Genomic DNA, 18,252 nt, shown 5'->3' with positions numbered 1-18,252 from the left:
AGAACTCTATCGCAAACCAGGACGAGAAGCTCTCAAACACGCCGTCAAAGCCACTCTCTGAAATCAACAATGTGCTACACAAGAGCGAAAGAACAATGGGATGGCAGTTCTTTGTGGGGGCGTTAGCACCGATAGTAACTCAGATCCAGACTCCGTAACACTACAATTTAATTCAGGCGAGGGAATTTGTAATGGAGGACATACATACTTTGCAATTCAGACAGCTGACGATCTTTCTGAACAGGCGGGTGTCCACATGGAAGTGATGGTATTGCCACCAGACCTACGGGGCGATAAACGGCGAGAAGAGATTACAGAAATTTCTGGAGCGCGGAACAATAACAACCGCTTGGATAACCGATCTGAGGCAGATTTCCTGGGTTACTATGATTACTTCAAAGAGCACATTCATGACCCAAAAATTATTTCATGGCACGAAGGTGACTCAGATGCACACGAGAAATCACACATCGACGCAGTACATTACTTACGGCTTCTGAAGTCATTAGATCCATTTGCCTACAGGCATCCTGTCTGTAATGATGCTGGGTCAGCACACAAGTCTCTCGCGACAACTCGGAGCAGGATCCATAGCAACTGGATGGATCAGATGAAGTCAGCAATGAAGGATGAGCGTGAACAGAAGCCACTCTATTATATCGCACCGCACGCAGACGACATACTCTATCTTCGAGACATGATCTCGCACTCTCTTAAGCACGACTCACTTTCATCAGGTTTCCGAAAGACTTCTTTCTTCCAAGATTACGTCAGTGGAGAGGATCGAGAACTGTGGTATGATGGTTTTGAACACCCTGATGGATTTGAGCTTCGTCAAACATTAGAGGTGCTATTCCTCGGTTTGTTCCGAACTGATTTGTACATCATGCCTGGAAAAAAGGAGAATGTATCGTATACGGGTTGGTATGTGGCTCCAGAAGATCTCTGGGATAATCTAAAAATAAAGGTCCTTGATTCGATGGCGAACTACTTCAAGGAAGTTGACAATGATCCGAAGCAGTTCATTCGGGTGAGTGCCCCCTTCGAACAAGACCTATTCACCATTGGGCTTCGTAATGATCCGCCTGATCCGGATATTTTGTATGATATCGAATCAAACAACCGATATCGGAGGACAGATGACACTAACGAGGCAACCCATTGGCTCCGAACAAACACTGAATTTGATGAACTAGTTTCGACTGTAGAGGAAGCACCGAGTGGTGACCCCACGTTGTACGTCTCTCACTCAGGTGGACTTTCAATCAATTAGAATCCCGCATTATAAGCTAGCTGTTTGTATTTCTGTGAAGTGAGACAGTCACCTTCAGGGGATATTAGGTAGGAAGGCTGGAACGGCTTGAAATTCATCGTTCAACCATCGCTCCCGATATATTTCTGGATCCCGTACAGCGACGATATCGCTCTCTGTAGTCATGAGTACAACAGTCGCGAAAGCAACAGCAATAGAAAGTGTCCCTAAACTTGGCTCAAGGATGAAGTGAGCTACTGAAAACAATGCTAATGGAATCCATAATAAAACAGATACTCCTGATAAACGGATTATGTCTGGATCCATTGTTTCAATTTGACCGTGGTCTACGGCCTTAGGCACAATTAGGTAGTCTGTTATCAAAACAGGTTCAGTACCACCGACTCGGCCAACGAACCAATGGCTTCCCTCGTGAAGATAACCCCCTACGAATATCGCAATAAATACAGTAAGGATCCCTTCTGGCGTTGCTAGCAGCTGTATCATACATATTGTTATCAAGAGATAGGATTTAAATTGTCACCCTAAAACAGCACACCACTCTCATGGATTCTCAAGACCATTGGCGTCGATCTCGCCATTAAGCTACTCTCAAACAAATTCTGTGATAACATAATAACCGAGTCTTCACTCCTTCATGACCTCACAGTCAGTAAAACCGGAAACTCGTCTTGCCTAACCACGCAATCCACGGCACGGGGCTCAACCCAGCACTTGCCAGATCACGCCAACCCTTACCCTCATTTCGAATTCCCGCAACGATCCCGACCACAGCAGTTTACACGCAGTTTGCCGTCGAGCGGGGTATGAATCCCTTCGACAACGGAGGTAGCTGCGCGAACGGCCACTACTTCGCGTCGCCGAAGCAGGCCGGGGACGGGACCTACTACTGCCCGAAGTGCAACGTCAAGAACGTCTCGCCGGGCACGGACGGCGTCACGGACGGCGGGCGCTGCCGGAAGGGCCACTACTTCGAGGCGCCGACGCAGCTGGGCCACGGCGCGTTCGCCTGCCCGGCCTGCGAGTCGACGGACATCGAGCCGAGCGACGAGGCGTTCGACGCCGGCGGCGTCTGCGAGAACGGCCACGAGTTCCGCGTTCCGGACCGAACCGACGGCGGCGTGTTCCGCTGTCGCGAGTGCGGCAGCCTCGACGTGGAGCCGAACTGACCGTTCGGCGGAGTCGGGAAGCGACTACGGCGCGGCCTGCTTCGTCGAGACCAGCTCGATCACGTCGCGGTGGGAGAGCTCGTTGTCGGTCCCGACCTGCCGGCCGCTCCGGCAGTCGGTGCCGTGGAGGAGCCCCTCGCCGATGTCCGAGTGGATGTGGTACGCGAAGTCCTCGGTGGTCGACCCCTCGGGGAGGATGAAGCAGTCGCGGAAGACGCCCTTCTCGTCTTTGCTCCCGTTCGCGGAGCCCGGGAAGACGGCGATACAGCCCAGCACGTCGAAGACGGCGGCTTCGAGCGCGCCCTGGACTCCGGTCCCGTCGTACTCGTCGACGAATTCGCCGATCTGATCGAGGCCGGCCTTCTGCTCGCCGGAGACGTCGCCGACGACCTCGAACGCGTCGTCGCCGGGCGTGTAGTCGACGACGCCGGCGTCGTCCGCGTTTTTGAGGGCCTTCTCCGCGTGGGCGCTCGTGGGGACGAAGGAGAGGTGGTCGTAGTCGGGGTCGGTCGTTATCTCCGCCCAGTTCGCCTGCGCCTCGGGCGTGTCCATCTTGTTGGCGGCGATCACCATCGGCTTCGTCCGCTTGCGGATCTCGCGGGCCAGCTCGATCCGGTCCGTCTCGTCCCACGTCTCCGGGTCGAGTTCGAGCCCCTCGGCGAGGATGACGCGCTTCATCCGGTCCTTGTCGATGCCGAACGCCGACATCTGGTCGGCGAGCTCCTCCTCGATGGCGGCGTCCGCGCCGTGGTAGCGCGTCTCGAACTTCTCGAGCCCCTTCTCCAGCACGTCGAGGTACCACGCGTCGAGTTCCTCCTCCAGGAAGTCGATGTCGTCGCGCGGGTCGTGGCCCTCGGTCGCCTCGCCTTCGATGTCCGTCTTGCCCGAGAAGTCGACGACGTGGATCAGCACGTCGGTCTCGTTGAGGTCGGTGAGGAACTGGTTGCCGAGCCCGCGCCCTTCGTGGGCGCCCGGGACGAGCCCGGCGACGTCGACGAGCTTCACGGGGACGAACCGCGTCCCCTCGCGGCAGACGCCGACGCTCGGCGTGCACGTCTCGTCGAACTCGGGGGCTGCGCAGTCGACGCGGACGTACGCCTCGCCGACGGTCGGGTCGATGGTGGTGAACGGGTACGCGCCCTCGGGCACGTCGTTCATGGTCGCGGCGTTGAAGAACGTCGACTTCCCCACCGAGGGCTTGCCGACGAGACCGATCCGGTAGCTCATTACCACCAGTGCGCGATCCGCGGTAAAAAGCGATGCGAGACGCGCCGTGGCGTGGGGAGCGGTGACGAGGTGCGCGGAATCGAGGTCCGCGCGGGCGTCGCCGTCGGACCGCTCAGGCGTCCCCGTCGGACTGCCCCGGCTCGCCGAGCGCCTCGATGGGGAGGACGTTCTGGAGCGCGGCCTGCGCGTCGGCGGCGCTCGCGAACGTCTCCTGGTCGACGTCGGCGAGCAGGTCGCCGAGGTCGGCGTCGCCGTCGGCGAACAGCACCGTCGTGCCCGCGAACGACTCGGCGAGCGCCTCGCGGTCGGCGGGGTACTCGTGGCCTTCGAGCGTCGGTTCGAGCCGGGAGAGGTTGATCTCGTCGGACATACCGTCCTCTCGTCGGGATAGGGCATAAACGCGCGCCTTGGTGCGGCTTCGACGGACGACGGCGAGAAACCGGCAAGAACCGCAAAGGGTTATCAGTCGTCGGTGACACGGTACATGTGAACATGCCCCTATACGACCGGATTCTGGTTCCGACCGACGGCTCCTCGGAGGGGGAGCTGGCGGTGTGCCACGCGCTCGACCTCGCCGCGGTCCACGGGGCCTCGGTCCGCGCGATCTACGTGGTCGACACCGCGCGGTACGCCGGGATGCCGATGGAGACGACCTGGGAGGGCGTCGGCGACCTGCTGTACGACGACGCGGAGACGGCGCTCGAAACGGTGCGGGAACTGGCCGCGGACCGCGACGTCGACGTGGAGACTGCCGTCGTCGAGGGGTCGCCGAGCCGCGAGATAATCACCCAGGCCGAGGAGGCGGACTGCGAGCTCGTCGTGATGGGGACCCACGGGCGCGGCGGGATCGACAGACTGCTCCTCGGCAGCGTCGCGGAGAAGGTCGTCCGCGGCTCGTCGGTCCCGGTGTTGACCGTTCGGATCGGCGACGGGGAGGAGCCGCCGAGCGCGACTGAGTCCGCGGGCGCGACCGACTCCGCGGGAGCCGAGGAGTCCGCGACCGCGGGCGGGACGAGCGCGGGCGAGACGGGCGCTACCGGGACCGACCCGGACGGGTCGGTCTCCGACGCGACGGAAACCGGATAGGAACGCAGCGGTCCGCGCCTCGTCCGCCCCGAGTCACTCCGCGTCGCGGAGGTGCTCGCAGTCGCCCGCGTGGACGCGCCGCCGACCCTCGTCAGTGTCGACCACGAGCGCGCCCGGCTCCGCCACGTCGACCGCGGTCCCCTCCACCACCCCGTCCGCGGTGTCGACGCGGACGCGCCGCCCGAGCGTGCTCGCCCGGTCGCGCCACGCCGGGAGGACCCCGTCGAGCGCCCCGGACGAGGCCGTCAGCTCCGCGTACCGTTCGAGCAGCGTCGCCGCGAAGCGCCGTCGGTCGACCGGGGCGCCCCGCTGGGCCGACAGCGACGTCGCGCCCGCGGGCAGCGTCTCGGGGTCGATGTTGGCGTTGACCCCGACGCCGACGACGAGCCAGCCGACGCGGTCGGCCTCGCCCTCCATCTCCGTGAGGATCCCCGCCAGCTTCCGACCGCCGCGGCCGGTCGGATCGGCGTTATCCGCGTCCGATTCGTCCGCCTCGTCCGCTTCGTCGCCGACGAGCACGTCGTTCGGCCACTTGATCCGTGCGTCGACGCCGGCATGACGCGCGGCGTCGGTCGTCGCCACCGCGGCCGCGAGGGTGAAGAGCGGCGCCCGCGCGGTCGGCACGTCGGGGCGCGTCAGGACCGACAGCCAGACGCCGCCGCTGGGCGCCACCCACTCGCGGTCGAGCCGTCCCCGGCTCCCGGTCTGTTCGTCGGCGACCACGGCGACGTCGCTCTTCCCGTCCCCCGCGAGCTCGCGGGCCCGCTCGTTCGTCGATCCGATCCGGCCGCGGTACTCCACCGAGTACGGGGCGTCGAGCCCGAAGGCGATGCCCGGTCCGGAGTAACCCGGATCGTCGGGGGCGACGTACCCCTCCGGCGTCGACTCGACCGCGAACCCCTCCTCGCGGAGCCCCTCGACGGCCTTCCAGACGGCCGCCCGCGAGACGCCGAGCGACTCGGCGAGGGCGGGGCCGGAGACGGGGCTGTCGTCGGCCGCGAGGGCGTCCAGCAGCGCGCGCCGCGTGTCCATACCGCCCGTTCCGTCGGCCGCGCCGAAAGCCGTTCCGGGTCTCGAACGCCCGGCCGGGCCCGGGACGCTTCCGGTCAGGTCCGGCACGCTTCCGGTCAGGTCCGGCACGCTTCCGGTCGGGTCCGGCACGCTTTGTGTCCGGCACGCTTTGTGTCCGGCGCGCGAAGGACAGCCGATGAGCGACGACGACGACCGCGGCGGTGGCGGCGACGGCGGCGACCGGTCCGAAACGGTCCCCCTCGTCGTCGTCGACGGGGACGAGCGGTTCGAACTCGACGTCGAACGCGGCCGGAATCTGCGTCGCGTCCTGCTCGACGCCGGGCTGTCGCCGTACGCGCCCGCGACCCGCCGGCTCAACTGCGGCGGGCGGGGCCTCTGCGCCACCTGCGGCGTCCGCGTCCGCGAGGGACCGCCGGCCGACCACTGGCACGACCGCCTCGCAGACCGGTTCGGCTACCCGCGGCTCTCCTGTCAGATCTCGGTCGATCGCCCGATGACAGTCGCGCTCGTCGACAAGCGCGTGTGGGGTGGGCGGCAGTCCGACGGACGGGGCGAAGGGGAGAGCCCGGATACCGGCCGCTGAGTGGCGCGGACCGACGACCCCACACCTCGTTTCCGGTGAAACGGCGAACGGTACCGCGTCACACGCGACCGCGCGGCGGCCGCGCGACGACCGCCGACGCGAAGGTCGTCCGCGGCACAAAAGCCAAGTCCGCGGGCCCGAACCGTCCGGTATGCAACCCTCCAAGGAGCGCGAGTCGTCCGACGAGGACCCGATGGACGACCTCGACGACCTCCTCGACGACGACCTCGCCGGCGGTGAGGGGGCGTCCGACACCGATTCCGGCGACGCCGCGGCGGCCGACCGTGGCACCGAGAGCGCGCGGAGCGCCGGGAACGCCGGCGAATCCGGCAGAATCGGCGTCTCGGGTCGGTGGTTCTCGGCGAAGGCGTTCGGACTCGCGCTCGTCACCGTCGCGGTCGGCGTGTTCGTCGGGAGCCTGATCCCGCTCATTGGCGGAACGGTCGGGACCGCGGGCGGCGTGTTCCTCGCCGCGTTCCTCCTCGGGCTCGTTCTCTCGACGCGCCGGTACGTCGAGACGGGAATCGCCGGCGGCGCGGCGGGCGCGGCGAGCGCGGTGACGAGCGTCCTCGGCGTCGGCTTCCTCCCGATCGGGATCGACTACCTCTCGCAGTGGGGGCTCCCGCTCGTCGCGGTCGGCGGCGGGGTCGGGCTCGTGCTCGCGCTGCTCGGCCACTACTTCGGCCGCGACCTGCGCGCGGGACTGAGTCAGGACATCGGCGGGTAAAAGAATCGAAACCGTCGGAGGCGACCGTCTCAGTGCGCCCGGTGCGCGTCCTCGACGCCGACGTAGGCGGCGATCTCGTGGCGCTCCAAGACGAGGAAGCCGGCGAGGATCGCGACGAAGCCGAGGATCGCCTCCGCCTCGATCAGGCTGCCGAGCAGGAGCCAGCTGCCGACCGCGGCGACGACCGGCTCCGCGTACCCGACGAGGTGGAGCTGGGTCGGCCCGACCTCGTCGAGCAGCGCGAAGTAGATCAGGAACGCGACGACGCCCGACAGCAGCGTGAGGTACGACAGCGACGCGATCGACGTCGCGTTCCAGACGATCGCCCCGGGGGACTCGCCGAGCAGGGCAGCACCGACGAACAGGAGCCCGGCGCCGGAGACCATCGCCCACCCCTGTAGCGCGGCGACCGGGAGGTCCGTCCGGAGCGGGCGTAGCAGCACGGCGCCCAGCGAGAAGGCGACCGCGCCGGCGAACGCGAGCGCGACCCCGAACAGGGCGGCGCTCCCGAGGCCGGCTTCCATCGGGTCGGCGATCACGATCACGCCGAGGATACCGAGGGCGAACCCGCCGATCTCGAAGGGACCGAGGCGCTCGTTCGGGAGGAGGAGGGCAGCGAACGTCGCGGTCAACACCGGCGCGAGGCTCACGACCACGGCGGCGACCCCGCCCGAGATGCGGAGCTCCGCGACGTAGAGGAGCCCGTGGTACGCGGCGATCACGAAGGCGCCGGCGACGGCGACGCCGAGCCACTCGTCGCGACCTCGGGGGACCGTCCTGCCGGCGGCGACCGCGGCGACGCCCAACACGACCGCGCCGGCGATCGCGTAGCGGACGCCGGCGAACAACAGCGGCGGGAAGTAGTGTAACCCGGCCTCGATGGCGACGAAGGAGGTTCCCCACAGGGTCGCGAGGAGGACGAACGCCGCGAGGATCGATTCGGGAGTGGAAAGTAGATTCCGAAGTTGCATTGACTACCGATTCAACATTGGCGTAGATAGTTAAACTCGTCTCCCGAATTCGACGATATCGAGGGTGAACAATCACACATACGAATTACGTGCGATACGGTTCCGAAATGAGAGCGAATCTTGAACTCGACTCCAACCGTATCGGCCGTAATATATAACAGACCATCACGGGAAGGGATCGTATGGACGAGCGCGACGTGCGGCTGTTGAAGGCGATCTCCGATCTGGGCACCGGGAGCCCGGAGCGGCTCCACGAGGAGACGGGGATTCCGGTGTCGACGATCCACTACCGGCTGAACAACCTCCGCGAGGACGGCGTCATCGAGAACGACCTGTACGACCTCGACCACGAGGCGCTCGGCCTCGGCGTCACCGTCATCGTCGAGGTGCTCGCCAGCTACGAGGGCCCCTACGAGGAGTTCGCGGACGAGCTGCTGGCGGTCGAGGGCGTCACGGAGGCGTTCTTCACGATGGGCGAGACGGACTTCGTCGTCCTCGCGCGGCTCTCCTCCTCGGACACCGTCGAGCGGCTCATCAGCGACTTCGAGGCGATCCCCGAGGTCGAGCGTACGAACTCGACGTTCACCATCGCGACGCTGCGCGACGAATCGCGCGCGCCGGCGACGTACGACCTCGACACGCTGATCGAGGAGCTGACGGACTGAGGCGGGGCGCTCAGACTACTGTCGGGGGCGCGTACCGCCCCTCACTCGGCCAGCAGCGAGGAGCCGACCGAGCGCTCGACGAACAGCAGCGCCACGAGGCCGCCGATGATGATGGTGTACGACACCGCGGCGAACAGCGCGTCCTGCGTCGTCGGGTACTCCGTGGTGCGGAAGATGATCACCTTCCGGACCATCGCGATGACGCCGGTGTAGATCACCAGCCTGACGATCCGACGGGTGTCGCTCTGTTCGATGTAGGCGACGACGGTCTCGTACACCTCGACGATGATGAGCAAGAGCAGCCCGGTCTCGATGAAGCCGATGACCGTGTTCGGGTCGGTGATCGCGCCGGTGGGAACGGACTCGGCGATCTGGATCGCGAGGTCGATGACGCCGATGCCGAACAGGAGCGCGAACAGCGCCGCCGCGGCCAGCTCGACGCCGTGGATGAACCGGTTCGTCGCGTCTGAGACCCGGTCGCCGCGCGTTCGGGCGGTCGCCGGGTCGGGCGTGCTGTCCGGCGCGGACGGATCGTCCGGAGGCGAGTCTGCCATCTGTCTCTCTCAAGTTTACCGACGGTCCCCTGACACGTAAAAAACGTGCCTAACGGACGCGAGTCGCTACGACCGCTTGCCGATCTCCTCGCGCAGCACGTCGGAGACGATCTCGCCGTCGGCCTTCCCGCGGAGCGCGCCCATCGCCTCGCCCATCAGCCCGGAGAACGCGCCCATCCCCTCGGCCTCGATCTGGTCGGCGTTCCGCTCGACGACCTCGACGACCGCCTCGCGGACCTCCTCTTCGCTCACGCCCGACAGGCCCGCCTCCTCGACGGCCTCGGCCGCGGACAGCGAGGGGTCCTCCGCGAGCGTCGTCAGCACCTCGGGAACGCCCTCCTTCGCGAGGTCGCCGTCCTCGACGAGGTCGAACAGCGCGAGGAAGTGGTCGTCGGTGAGGTTCTCGACGGGGGCCCCGTCGCGGCGGATCTCGGTCGTCGTCGACTCCAGCGTCGACGCCGCGAAGGTCGGGTCGACGCCGCGCTCGACCGCGGCCTCGAACAGCGGGAAGCGCTGGCCGAACGCGACCTGCTCGGCGAGGCCGGCGTCGAGGCCGAACTCCTCGGCGTAGCGCTCCGCCTTCTCGTCGAGCAGCTCGGGTGTCTCCACGTCGGAGGGGTCCGGCTCGACCGGCGGCACGTCCGTCTCGGGGTACATCCGCGCGGCGCCGGGCAGCGGCCGGAGGTAGCGCGTGGTCCCGTCGTCGTTCGCGCCGCGGGTCTCCTCGGGGACGCCCTCGATCGCGGTCTCCGCGCGCTCGGCGGCCGCCTTGATCGCGAGGTCGGCGGTCTCGGGATCGGCCGCGACGAGGGCGACCGCGTCGCCCTCGCCCGCGCCGACCGCGTCGCGGAGCGCGTCGACCTCCGCCTCGGTGACGCCGTAGGCCGGCAGCTCGTCGGTGTGGAAGACCCCGCCCGCGCCGTGGCGCTTCGCGTGGTCCGAGAGCTCAGTGCCGAGCCGCCGGTCCGTCTGGATCTCGCGGCCCACGAGCCCGTCGAAGCCGAACAGCGGGACCGCGGTGACCTTCCCGCCCGAGTCGAGCGCGCCGCGGATGACCCCCGACTCGGTGTCGGCGAAGACGTCGGTCACGTCGGCGACGTCGCCGACGCTCGCGTCGCGGTCGCGGAGCTCGTCGCGGATTTCGAGCAGCTCGGCCTGTCGTCCGACCTCGCCGCGGACGATGTCTTCGATCCCCTGGAGGTCCTGAACGCCCTTCACCTCGACGCGGGCGCCGTCGGCGATGGAGACGTTCACGTCCTGGCGGATCGTTCCGAGCCCTCGCTTGACCGCGCCAGTCGAGCGCAGCAGCATCCCGATGCGCTCGGCCGCCTGCCGCGCGCCCTCGGGGCTCCGAATGTCCGGGCCCGTGCCGATTTCGACGAGGGGCACCCCCAACCGGTCGAGCGAGTAGACGACGCCGTCGTCGGTCTCCTCGACGCGCTTCGCGGACTCCTCTTCGAGCATGAGGTCGACGACCGACACCGACCCGGACTCCGTCTCGATCTCGCCGTCCTGCCCGAGGAGGATCGAGCGCTGGAACCCGGAGGTGTTCGAGCCGTCGATGACGAGCTTCCGCATCACGTGGGCCTGGTCGACGACGGAGAGGTCGAGCAGGTCGGCGATCTGGAGCGCCACCGAGAGCGCCTCGGCGTCGACGCGGCGGGGCGGCTCGTCGTCCTCCTCGACGAGGCAGGTGGTGTCGTACGCGAGATACGTGAACTCGCGGTCGACGCGGCTCTCCTCCATCGCGGCGTCGTCGAGCTCGCCCAGCTCGCTCTTCGTCGGGTGGAGCTGCCGGGTGATCGACCGCTCGGCGTCGTCCGGGTCGCGCTCGACGGTCGGGGAGTCGCAGAACAGCTTCGTCTCGGTGTCGAGCTGCTGGTGGATCTCCAGCCCGGCGACGAGCCCCAGCGCCTCGTAGTCGTACTCGGGGGTCGCGTCCGTACTCATTACGCCTCACTCCGACGGCGCGCGACTAAAAGGGTGGCAGTTCGCGCGAGCGATGCGGATCGAGAGAGCTGATGTTGTTTATAAATGGCTCGGCGGTGGCGCNGGAGTCGGGCGCGCCGAGGGCGACCGAAGGGAGCCCGATGGACGCGCCCGACGAGGCTGGGGAGGCGTGAGGTGCGGTTGCGGTGCGGTCGGGGCGGGACTCAAAGGGGCAGTCGCGAGGGCGGCGCAGACGACGTAAGCACCGCAGCGAGCAGCGCGAGCGAGGAGCGCAACGAGTGTGCGCCGCCCTCGCGACTGGGGCTTTGGCGGTGTTCGCCACCGATCCGCGAGCAGCGGTTTATAAATGAGCGATGGGACGTTGGCGGTGTTCACGAGTACAGAGCTCAGATCGTAGTCGTCACTTCTCACGTAGCATCGAAAGGAATTGTGCGTGGGTGCTGTCGTAGAGACAACACCGTGCATCGTTCGGGGGTGGACCCCTGCGATGCGTGGGACCGGATTTGAACCGGCGGACCTCTACAGGACAGCGCCCTCAACGCTGCGCCGTTGGCCTGGCTTGGCTACCCACGCTCGCGGTGTTCTGTCGCGTCTCCACGTACCCTTCCCCTAATTAAAAGCCCTTCCATTTGGCGGGACCGTGGCGGGGTTTCGCAGACCGCCGTGCGGCGCGCCGCGACCGCGACCGCGACTCGGTGACCGCACCCGGAACGCGTCGACCGCAACCGGCACGCGTTTGGGGGTCGCGTCCCACCGCACGGACATGTCCGACTGGGCCCGCGAGAACGTCTCCGTGTTGACCGCCGTCGCCTCCGCCGTCGCGCTCGCGCTCGTCTTCAGCGCGGTCGGCGGCGTCATCCCGAGTTCGCTGCTACCGCGCGCGAGCGACGCCGTCCTCGCCGCGATCCCGCACTTCAACGCCGCCGTCTCCGTGACCGCTATCGCCACGATCCTGCTCGGGTGGCGGGAGATCTCCCGTGGGAACGTCGAACGCCACCGGAACTTCATGGTGACCTCGTTCGCGCTGTTCGCCGCGTTCCTCGGCGCGTACCTCTACCGGCTGATCCTCGTCGGCACGACCGAGTTCCCCGGCCCCGAGCTCGTCTACTCGTACGTCTACCTCCCCTTCCTCGCGATCCACATCCTGCTCGCGATCGTCTGCGTCCCGTTCGTCTTCCACGCGCTCCTGCTCGCCGCGACCCGGCCGTACGAGGAGATATACCACACGCGGCACGCGCAGGTCGGGATGGTCGGCGCCGTCCTCTGGCTGATCTCCTTCACGATGGGGATCGGCGTGTACCTGCTGCTGTACCACCTGTACTGACAGAAGCTGCGAGAACCGGAGTCGATTACGCGTTTCTGTCCGCGTTCCGCTCGGCCATCTGGTGGGCCGCGTAGAACAGCGGGACGAGCAGCGCGCCGGCGAAGCCGAAGCCGAGCGCGAGCGTCCCGATGTCGCTCGCGGAGAGCCCGCTCCCGCCGCCGGACCCGCCGGATCCGCCCTCGCCGCCGAGGAGGTCGTCGTCGACGGCGCCGACCGCGACCGCGCCCTTCATCCCGACCGACTGATGCGGTTCGCAGGCGTACCGGAACACGTCGCCCTCGCCGGCGTCCTCGAACGTGTGCTCGAAGGTGGTCCCCTCCTCCGCGACCGCCGACCCGCTGTCGAAGGCCCCGTTCTCCTCGACGACNTCGAACGTGTGCTCGAAGGTGGTCCCCTCCTCCGCGACCGCCGACCCGCTGTCGAAGGCCCCGTTCTCCTCGACGACGTTGTGGCCGCCACCCTGTCCGGTCCACTCCCAGACGACCGTCGTCCCCTGATCGACCAGGATCGCGGGCGGGTCGAACAGCAGGCCGTTCTCGCCGCCGCCGACCGCGACGGTGACCTCGTCCTGTCCCCGGAGGTCACGTGTCCCCTCGTAGTTACCGACGTTCTCGAACCAGTCGCCGTAGCCGGACGCGCCGCTCCCCTCGCCGTCGCCGCCGTCACTGCCGTCGCCGCCCTCGGCCTGCGGGTCGACGAGGTCGTCGTCGACGGAGCCGACCGCGACGACGCCCTTCATCCCGACCGACTGATGCGGCCCGCAGTAGTAGTTGAACGTGTCGCCGTCGCCGGCGTCCTCGAACGTGTGCTCGAAGGTGGTCCCCTCCTCCGCGACCGCCGACCCGCTGTCGAAGGCCCCGTTCTCCTCGACGACNCCTCGAACGTGTGCTCGAAGGTGGTCCCCTCCTCCGCGACCGCCGACCCGCTGTCGAAGGCCCCGTTCTCCTCGACGACGTTGTGGCCGCCGCCCTGTCCGGTCCACTCCCAGACCACGGTCGCGCCCGGGTCGATGAGGATCGCGGCCGGGCCGAACCGGAGTCCGTTCTCGCCCGCCCCGACCTCGACGGTAACCTCGTCCTGCCCGCGGTAGTCGTGGGTGCCGTCGTAGTTGCTGACGCCCTCCAGCCAGCCGTCGTACTGCGCGGCGACGGTCCCGCTTCCGGCGGCGACTCCGGCGGCGACCGCCGCCCCGGCGGCCCCGGCGCGGAAGAATCCGCGACGGCTCATCGACCCGGCGTCGTCGCCCTCGGCGGCAGCGTCGGCGTTCCGTGTCATACTCCCACGTCTAATCGTGAGCGTATTTAAGCCCCCGATACGTCCCGAGCGGTCGGACCGGGGTCGAACGTGTGCGGGGTCGCGGCCGCGGCTACCGGCTCAGTCGTCCGCGGGCGTCGGGTCAGAGACCGGCGCGTCGACGTCGCGGTCGGTCGCCTCGCCCTCGACGTCGAAGGGGTACTCGCCGGTGACGCAGCCGAGACAGAGGTCGGCGCGGCTCTCGCCGAGCGCCTCCGCGACCGCGTCGATCGAGAGGTACGACAGCGAGTCGGCGCCGACCTCCTGCCGGATCTCCTCGGTCGAGGCGTCGGCGGCGATCAGCTCGTCGCGCGTCGCCATGTCGATGCCGAAGTAGCAGGGCGCGAGGATCGGCGGCGCGCCGATCCGGAGGTGGACCTCCTCGGCGCCCGCCTCGCGGACCAGCTCTACGAGCTGGGTCGAGGTCGTCCCGCGGACAATGGAGTCGTCGATGATCGTGACCGACTTCCCCTCCACCGTCGAGCGGATCGGGTTCAGCTTCAGCCGGACCGCCCGCTCGCGCTCGTCCTGCGTGGGCATGATGAACGTCCGGCCCACGTAGCGGTTCTTCATCAGTCCCTCCGCGAACTCGACGCCGCCGTCGTCGGCCGCTCTGGGCTCGCCGTCGGCGGTGGTCTCGCCCGCGGCGTCGGCGTAGCCGGAGGCGAACGCCCGCCCCGAGTCGGGGACGGGCATCACCACGTCCGACTCCACGCCGGACTCCTCCCAGAGCTTCCGCCCGAGCGAGCGGCGCACCTCGTACACGAGATTCTCGTCGATGACGGAGTCGGGGCGCGCGAAGTAGACGTGTTCGAAGAAGCAGTGGGCGGTCGCGTCGCGTTCGACCAGCTGATACGTGTCGTACCCCGTGCCGTCGGGGTCGAGGACGACGAGCTCGCCGGGTCGGACGTCGCGGATCAGCTCCCCGTCGAGCGTGTCGATAGCGGCGGACTCGCTGGCGAGGACGTAGCCACCGTCGATCTTCCCGAGACACAGCGGGCGGTTGCCGAGCGGGTCGCGCACGCCCAGCACGGTGTCGTCGTGGGTGATCGCCAGCGAGTAGGAGCCGTGGATGCGGTTCATCGTGTGTTTGACCGCCCGGACGAGGTCCTCTTCGAGGAGGTTGCGCGCGAGGTCGTGGGCGATCACCTCGGTGTCGCCGTCGGAGGTGAACGCGTGGCCCGCCGCCGCCAGCTCCTCGCGCACCTCGTCGGCGTTGACGAGGTTGCCGTTGTGCGAGAGCCCGAGCGATCCGGACTTAAACGAGACAGAGAAGGGCTGCGCGCAGCTCTTGTCGAGGCTCCCGGCGGTCGGGTAGCGCACGTGGCCGATGCCAGTGCCCCCCGACAGCGACGCGAGGTCCCCCTCCTCGAAGGCGTCGCCGACGAGGCCGCGCTCGACGTGGCTGTGCTGTTGGAACCCGTCGTGCGTGACGATCCCGGCCGACTCCTGCCCGCGGTGCTGGAGCGCGTACAGCGCGTAGTACAGCGGCCGCGCGGCCTCCCGGTCCTCGAGCGAGACGCCGACGACGCCGCACTTCTCCCGCGGTTCGTCGCCGCCGTAGTCCCCACCGGCGTTCATGTACGCGACGGTCGGGCAGGCGGCGATAAAAATCCTCGTGTTCGTGGCGTATCCGCTCGCATCTCGCGGCGAGTTATGCGTAATCGTGGATAGTATTCGGTGCGGACCGCCGCGCGGTCACGCGGTCTCCTCGCCGCCGACGAACTCGTCGAGCCGCGCGAAGTACTCCTCCCGCGGCACCTGATACGCGCCCCGGTAATCCACCTTGCCCGCGACGAACCGCGCCGCGACGTCGACCGCGCCGGCCGCGCCCGCCTCGCGGCTCTCGTACGTCTCGGAGACCGCCTCGATCTCCGGCTCCAAGAAGCAGACGACGTGCCACTCGTCGGTCGCGTACTGGCCCGAGCCCGGGCGCGCGTTCCGAGCGCCGTTCGTCAGGTAGATCGTCGGGAGACACTCGTTCGGGAGGTCGCCGGTCCCGAAGACGTCGGGGCGGTAGACGAGGATGGCCCGGCCGCTCGGCTCCTCGTTCCACACCCGCCACCCCTCCGGCAGCGATTCGAAGGTCATGCGCCCTCTCCGTCGCGGAGGCTTGAAAACGTCGCGCTCGGGCGGGTCGGTGGGGCGCGCGCTCCCCGGCGGGCCGTCAGTCCACGATGTCCGATCCGCCCGGCGGGAGGAACTCCTGGAGCTGGTCCGCGCTCGCGACCTTGCGGACGAACGACTTGTCGTTGAACCGCTCTTTGAGGTTCCGGTAGGCCATCATCGCGGCGTCGTTCTGCGCGTACATGCCCGGCTCGAAGGTGACGTGCGCGGCCGCGCGGTCGACGATCGCCGACGGCGGCCCGCCGATGGCGCGGGTGACCGGCTCGCACTGGACGCCGACGGCGATCCGGCAGGCGACGTCCTCGAAGTAGGTTCGGTCGCCGCGGATCACGAAGCTCCCCTTCTCGATGTACTCCCCGCTCTCGGGGGTCTTCGACACCTGATCCGGCTCGACCATGTACGCGTCGCCCGCGCCGCGGCCGTCCTTCCAGTCCGACGAGTATGAGACGGCGAACTGCGCGGCCTCGCGCAACGTCTCCTCGGAGAAGTCGACCGGGTCCGCGGACTCCGAGGGCCCGGCGGCCTTCAGGAGCGTCACCGGACCCCCGTGGGCCTGCGTGTGGAAGAACCGGTCGTGTTTGCTCATGTACTTTTTCACCAGCTCCTCGTTCTGGTCCGCGTTGCGCCCGCCGATGACGAGGTAGCCGGTCGAGGTGTGGAACCAGCGGAACCGCTCGAACCAGTCGTCCGGGCTCCGGATCGGGATCGACGAGCGGGCGAGCCAGTCGGTCTCGTACTCCTCGTCCTCTTCCTCGTTGTCACCGCCGTCCCCGCCGCTCCCATCGTCGGCCGCCTGCTGTTCCTCCCACTCCCGCTTGCGCTCCTTGACGGCCTCCAGCTCCTCGCGGGTCGACTCGATCGCCTCCTTCGCGCCCTCCTTCTTCCCCTCGACGCGCTTCGCCTCCCGGTAGAGGCGGTCGGCGTTGACCTCCACGCCCTCGCTCGCGTCGAGTTCGACCGTCACCGTCCCCCCGTCGTCCCCCTCCTCTTCGAGCTCGACCGTCACCGTCCCCTCGCCGCCGTCGACGCCGACGACGGCCTCCGCGGCCGGAATTCCTCGCTCCGCGCCGGCCGCGAGCGTCTCCTCGATCTCGTCCCACGGCACCTCGTTCTCGCGGGCCTCGCGGACCGTCGAGATCACCTCGTCGACGAGGTCGTAGTGCGCGTACAGCAGCTCGGCGCGCTCGCGCTCCGCCTGCGCCTGCTCCTCGAACCCCTCGATCGCTCCCTTCTGCTGTTCGATGATCCGCTCCTGTTTGGCGATCTCCTCCTCGAAGTCCGGGCGGGACGCGCTCGCGTCCGCCGGGGCCTCGCCCTCCTCCGTCTCCTCGCCTCCGAGGCGGTGGAAGTATTCGTCGACGGCGGCGTTGAACGAGTCGAACCCGACGCTCGGCAGGTCCTCGTGCTCCGCGAGCGGGAAGGGAGTGACGTCGACGACGCGGGGATCGCGCCCGTCGCTTCCGTCGCCGTCTCCTCCGTCGCCGCCCTCGCCGTCGACCGACTCCTCGTACACGCGGGGGTCGATGTCGCCAGAGCGGAGCCGCTCACCGATCCGGGAGAGCGCGTCGTGGAGCGCCCCGAGCTGGTCGTCGGTCGCCTCATCGATCGGCGTCTCCTTCGGCACGCCCGCCCGGGTACACACCTCCTCGGCGTAGAGCCCGCCGAGGTTCAGCTGGGTCGCGAGGGTGCGCACCACGTCGCTGTCCGACTCGCGCATGTGCCGGTCGAACCCGCCGCGGCTCACGGTGAGGGGGTTCAGCCGCGAGGCGGGGTACTCGTACTGCGAGCCGGGCGCGACGGTGCGGGACTTCAGCCGGACCGTCGACAGGGCGCCGATAACCTCGCCCGTCTCGTCGAGCGCGGCGACGTTTCCCTGGCCGAACAGCTCGGCGACGAGCGTCGTGTTCTGGTCCTCGCGCTCGAACTCGAAGGTGAGGATCCGGTCGAACTCGTACTGCTCGACGCCCGCGAAGTCGGCGCCCGACAGCCGGTTCCGCAGCATCTTCGCGAAGTTCGGCGGGCGGCCGGGAGCGTCGGCGACGTGGTCCGGGTCGGCGGCGTGCGCCCGTTTGATGTCTCCGACCTCGATCATGAGCTCGACGCGGCCGCGGTCGAAGTCGCGCAGCTTCAGCCGGAGCAGGTCGTCGTCGTAGAGGTACGCCTTGTCGACCTTCGCGCCCTCGTACCGATTCAGCTCGGTGACGAGCGCGGCGAGGTCGATGCTCGACAGCTCCCGCTTCTGGTCCATACTCGAAAGAGACCGGCGGGCCG

General features: G+C 67.6%; 17 protein-coding genes, 1 tRNA gene and 1 pseudogene. 7 read left to right on the top strand and 12 right to left on the bottom strand.

Annotated elements, in window-relative coordinates; genetic code table 11:
• Positions 1-100 precede the first annotated feature (100 nt).
• Positions 101-1,273 (top strand): AIPR family protein, encoded by a 1,173-nt coding sequence (locus C466_RS15855; protein WP_080505985.1) that lies wholly within the window; start codon positions 101-103, stop codon positions 1,271-1,273.
• Between the two features lie 54 nt (positions 1,274-1,327).
• On the opposite strand, the gene C466_RS16465 is transcribed toward C466_RS15855, so the two are convergent.
• A complete protein-coding gene (locus C466_RS16465; protein WP_152418583.1) occupies positions 1,328-1,759 on the bottom strand; it encodes a hypothetical protein in 432 nt (143 codons plus the stop codon).
• A 320-nt stretch (positions 1,760-2,079) separates the two neighbouring features.
• On the opposite strand from C466_RS16465, the gene C466_RS05825 reads away from it, so the two are divergent.
• Positions 2,080-2,442 carry a hypothetical protein gene (locus C466_RS05825; protein WP_004598606.1) on the top strand — a complete coding sequence of 121 codons (363 nt, stop codon included), beginning with the start codon at positions 2,080-2,082 and terminating at the stop codon, positions 2,440-2,442.
• Between the two features lie 24 nt (positions 2,443-2,466).
• On the opposite strand, the gene C466_RS05820 is transcribed toward C466_RS05825, so the two are convergent.
• The gene (locus C466_RS05820; RefSeq protein ID WP_004598605.1) at positions 2,467-3,669 is read right to left on the bottom strand and encodes a redox-regulated ATPase YchF; all 1,203 of its coding nucleotides are present in this window, start codon (positions 3,667-3,669) and stop codon (positions 2,467-2,469) included.
• Positions 3,670-3,781: 112 nt separating this feature from the next.
• A complete protein-coding gene (locus C466_RS05815) occupies positions 3,782-4,039 on the bottom strand; it encodes a DUF5789 family protein (RefSeq protein WP_004598604.1) in 258 nt (85 codons plus the stop codon).
• Positions 4,040-4,161: 122 nt separating this feature from the next.
• Between C466_RS05815 and C466_RS05810 the strand changes: the two genes are divergently transcribed.
• On the top strand, positions 4,162-4,755 hold the full coding sequence (locus C466_RS05810; protein WP_004598603.1) for a universal stress protein: 594 nt from the start codon (positions 4,162-4,164) through the stop codon (positions 4,753-4,755).
• A 33-nt stretch (positions 4,756-4,788) separates the two neighbouring features.
• Here the strand turns inward: C466_RS05810 and C466_RS05805 are convergent, their stop codons facing one another.
• Positions 4,789-5,787 (bottom strand): biotin--[acetyl-CoA-carboxylase] ligase, encoded by a 999-nt coding sequence (locus C466_RS05805; RefSeq protein ID WP_004598602.1) that lies wholly within the window; start codon positions 5,785-5,787, stop codon positions 4,789-4,791.
• Positions 5,788-5,962: 175 nt separating this feature from the next.
• On the opposite strand from C466_RS05805, the gene C466_RS05800 reads away from it, so the two are divergent.
• Both C466_RS05800 and C466_RS05795 read left to right on the top strand, forming a co-directional pair.
• Positions 5,963-6,370 (top strand): 2Fe-2S iron-sulfur cluster-binding protein, encoded by a 408-nt coding sequence (locus tag C466_RS05800; RefSeq protein ID WP_004598600.1) that lies wholly within the window; start codon positions 5,963-5,965, stop codon positions 6,368-6,370.
• A 151-nt stretch (positions 6,371-6,521) separates the two neighbouring features.
• Positions 6,522-7,097 (top strand): hypothetical protein, encoded by a 576-nt coding sequence (locus tag C466_RS05795; protein WP_004598598.1) that lies wholly within the window; start codon positions 6,522-6,524, stop codon positions 7,095-7,097.
• Positions 7,098-7,126: 29 nt separating this feature from the next.
• On the opposite strand, the gene C466_RS05790 is transcribed toward C466_RS05795, so the two are convergent.
• Positions 7,127-8,068, bottom strand: coding sequence for a DMT family transporter (locus C466_RS05790; RefSeq protein WP_004598597.1), 942 nt, complete (start codon positions 8,066-8,068; stop codon positions 7,127-7,129).
• 182 nt (positions 8,069-8,250) lie between these two features.
• Here C466_RS05790 and C466_RS05785 point away from each other — a divergent pair, with 182 nt between their 5' ends.
• Complete coding sequence (locus C466_RS05785) at positions 8,251-8,733, top strand: Lrp/AsnC family transcriptional regulator (protein WP_004598595.1); 483 nt, start codon at positions 8,251-8,253, stop codon at positions 8,731-8,733.
• Between the two features lie 41 nt (positions 8,734-8,774).
• Here C466_RS05785 and C466_RS05780 read toward each other — a convergent pair whose 3' ends face one another.
• The 3 genes from C466_RS05780 to C466_RS05770 form a co-directional block, all read right to left on the bottom strand.
• The gene (locus tag C466_RS05780; protein WP_004598593.1) at positions 8,775-9,287 is read right to left on the bottom strand and encodes a phosphate-starvation-inducible PsiE family protein; all 513 of its coding nucleotides are present in this window, start codon (positions 9,285-9,287) and stop codon (positions 8,775-8,777) included.
• Positions 9,288-9,353: 66 nt separating this feature from the next.
• On the bottom strand, positions 9,354-11,237 hold the full coding sequence (gatE, locus tag C466_RS05775; protein WP_004598591.1) for a Glu-tRNA(Gln) amidotransferase subunit GatE: 1,884 nt from the start codon (positions 11,235-11,237) through the stop codon (positions 9,354-9,356).
• Positions 11,238-11,725: 488 nt separating this feature from the next.
• A tRNA-Leu gene (locus C466_RS05770) sits at positions 11,726-11,810 on the bottom strand.
• A gap of 190 nt (positions 11,811-12,000) precedes the next feature.
• On the opposite strand from C466_RS05770, the gene C466_RS05765 reads away from it, so the two are divergent.
• Positions 12,001-12,561 (top strand): DUF420 domain-containing protein, encoded by a 561-nt coding sequence (locus C466_RS05765; protein ID WP_004598589.1) that lies wholly within the window; start codon positions 12,001-12,003, stop codon positions 12,559-12,561.
• Positions 12,562-12,586: 25 nt separating this feature from the next.
• Here the strand turns inward: C466_RS05765 and C466_RS17630 are convergent.
• The 4 genes and pseudogenes from C466_RS17630 to rqcH form a co-directional block, all read right to left on the bottom strand.
• Positions 12,587-13,836: pseudogene (locus C466_RS17630) on the bottom strand (halocyanin domain-containing protein).
• A 99-nt stretch (positions 13,837-13,935) separates the two neighbouring features.
• Complete coding sequence (gene purF, locus C466_RS05750) at positions 13,936-15,435, bottom strand: amidophosphoribosyltransferase (RefSeq protein WP_004598579.1); 1,500 nt, start codon at positions 15,433-15,435, stop codon at positions 13,936-13,938.
• A 117-nt stretch (positions 15,436-15,552) separates the two neighbouring features.
• Positions 15,553-15,945, bottom strand: a complete 393-nt coding sequence (locus C466_RS05745; RefSeq protein WP_004598573.1) for a DUF5820 family protein — start codon at positions 15,943-15,945, stop codon at positions 15,553-15,555.
• 76 nt (positions 15,946-16,021) lie between these two features.
• The gene (rqcH, locus tag C466_RS05740; protein ID WP_004598571.1) at positions 16,022-18,229 is read right to left on the bottom strand and encodes a ribosome rescue protein RqcH; all 2,208 of its coding nucleotides are present in this window, start codon (positions 18,227-18,229) and stop codon (positions 16,022-16,024) included.
• Between the last annotated feature and the right edge of the window lie 23 nt (positions 18,230-18,252).

It is taken from the genome of Halorubrum distributum JCM 10118 (assembly GCF_000337335.1).
Lineage (GTDB): Archaea > Halobacteriota > Halobacteria > Halobacteriales > Haloferacaceae > Halorubrum > Halorubrum distributum.
The sequence above is the reverse complement of the archived record's forward strand: the minus strand, read 5'-3'. Positions and strand labels throughout refer to the sequence as shown.

Coding starts and splice junctions, on each gene's coding strand:
- C466_RS05820 (WP_004598605.1), bottom strand. CDS start 3,669: ATGAGCTACCGGATCGGTCTCGTCGGCAAGCCCTCGGTGGGGAAGTCG.
- C466_RS05815 (WP_004598604.1), bottom strand. CDS start 4,039: ATGTCCGACGAGATCAACCTCTCCCGGCTCGAACCGACGCTCGAAGGC.
- C466_RS05780 (WP_004598593.1), bottom strand. CDS start 9,287: ATGGCAGACTCGCCTCCGGACGATCCGTCCGCGCCGGACAGCACGCCC.
- C466_RS05790 (WP_004598597.1), bottom strand. CDS start 8,068: ATGCAACTTCGGAATCTACTTTCCACTCCCGAATCGATCCTCGCGGCG.
- C466_RS05810 (WP_004598603.1), top strand. CDS start 4,162: ATGCCCCTATACGACCGGATTCTGGTTCCGACCGACGGCTCCTCGGAG.
- C466_RS05795 (WP_004598598.1), top strand. CDS start 6,522: ATGCAACCCTCCAAGGAGCGCGAGTCGTCCGACGAGGACCCGATGGAC.
- purF (WP_004598579.1), bottom strand. CDS start 15,435: ATGAACGCCGGTGGGGACTACGGCGGCGACGAACCGCGGGAGAAGTGC.
- C466_RS15855 (WP_080505985.1), top strand. CDS start 101: ATGGCAGTTCTTTGTGGGGGCGTTAGCACCGATAGTAACTCAGATCCA.
- gatE (WP_004598591.1), bottom strand. CDS start 11,237: ATGAGTACGGACGCGACCCCCGAGTACGACTACGAGGCGCTGGGGCTC.
- C466_RS05745 (WP_004598573.1), bottom strand. CDS start 15,945: ATGACCTTCGAATCGCTGCCGGAGGGGTGGCGGGTGTGGAACGAGGAG.
- C466_RS05805 (WP_004598602.1), bottom strand. CDS start 5,787: ATGGACACGCGGCGCGCGCTGCTGGACGCCCTCGCGGCCGACGACAGC.
- C466_RS05765 (WP_004598589.1), top strand. CDS start 12,001: ATGTCCGACTGGGCCCGCGAGAACGTCTCCGTGTTGACCGCCGTCGCC.
- rqcH (WP_004598571.1), bottom strand. CDS start 18,229: ATGGACCAGAAGCGGGAGCTGTCGAGCATCGACCTCGCCGCGCTCGTC.
- C466_RS16465 (WP_152418583.1), bottom strand. CDS start 1,759: ATGATACAGCTGCTAGCAACGCCAGAAGGGATCCTTACTGTATTTATT.
- C466_RS05825 (WP_004598606.1), top strand. CDS start 2,080: ATGAATCCCTTCGACAACGGAGGTAGCTGCGCGAACGGCCACTACTTC.
- C466_RS05800 (WP_004598600.1), top strand. CDS start 5,963: ATGAGCGACGACGACGACCGCGGCGGTGGCGGCGACGGCGGCGACCGG.
- C466_RS05785 (WP_004598595.1), top strand. CDS start 8,251: ATGGACGAGCGCGACGTGCGGCTGTTGAAGGCGATCTCCGATCTGGGC.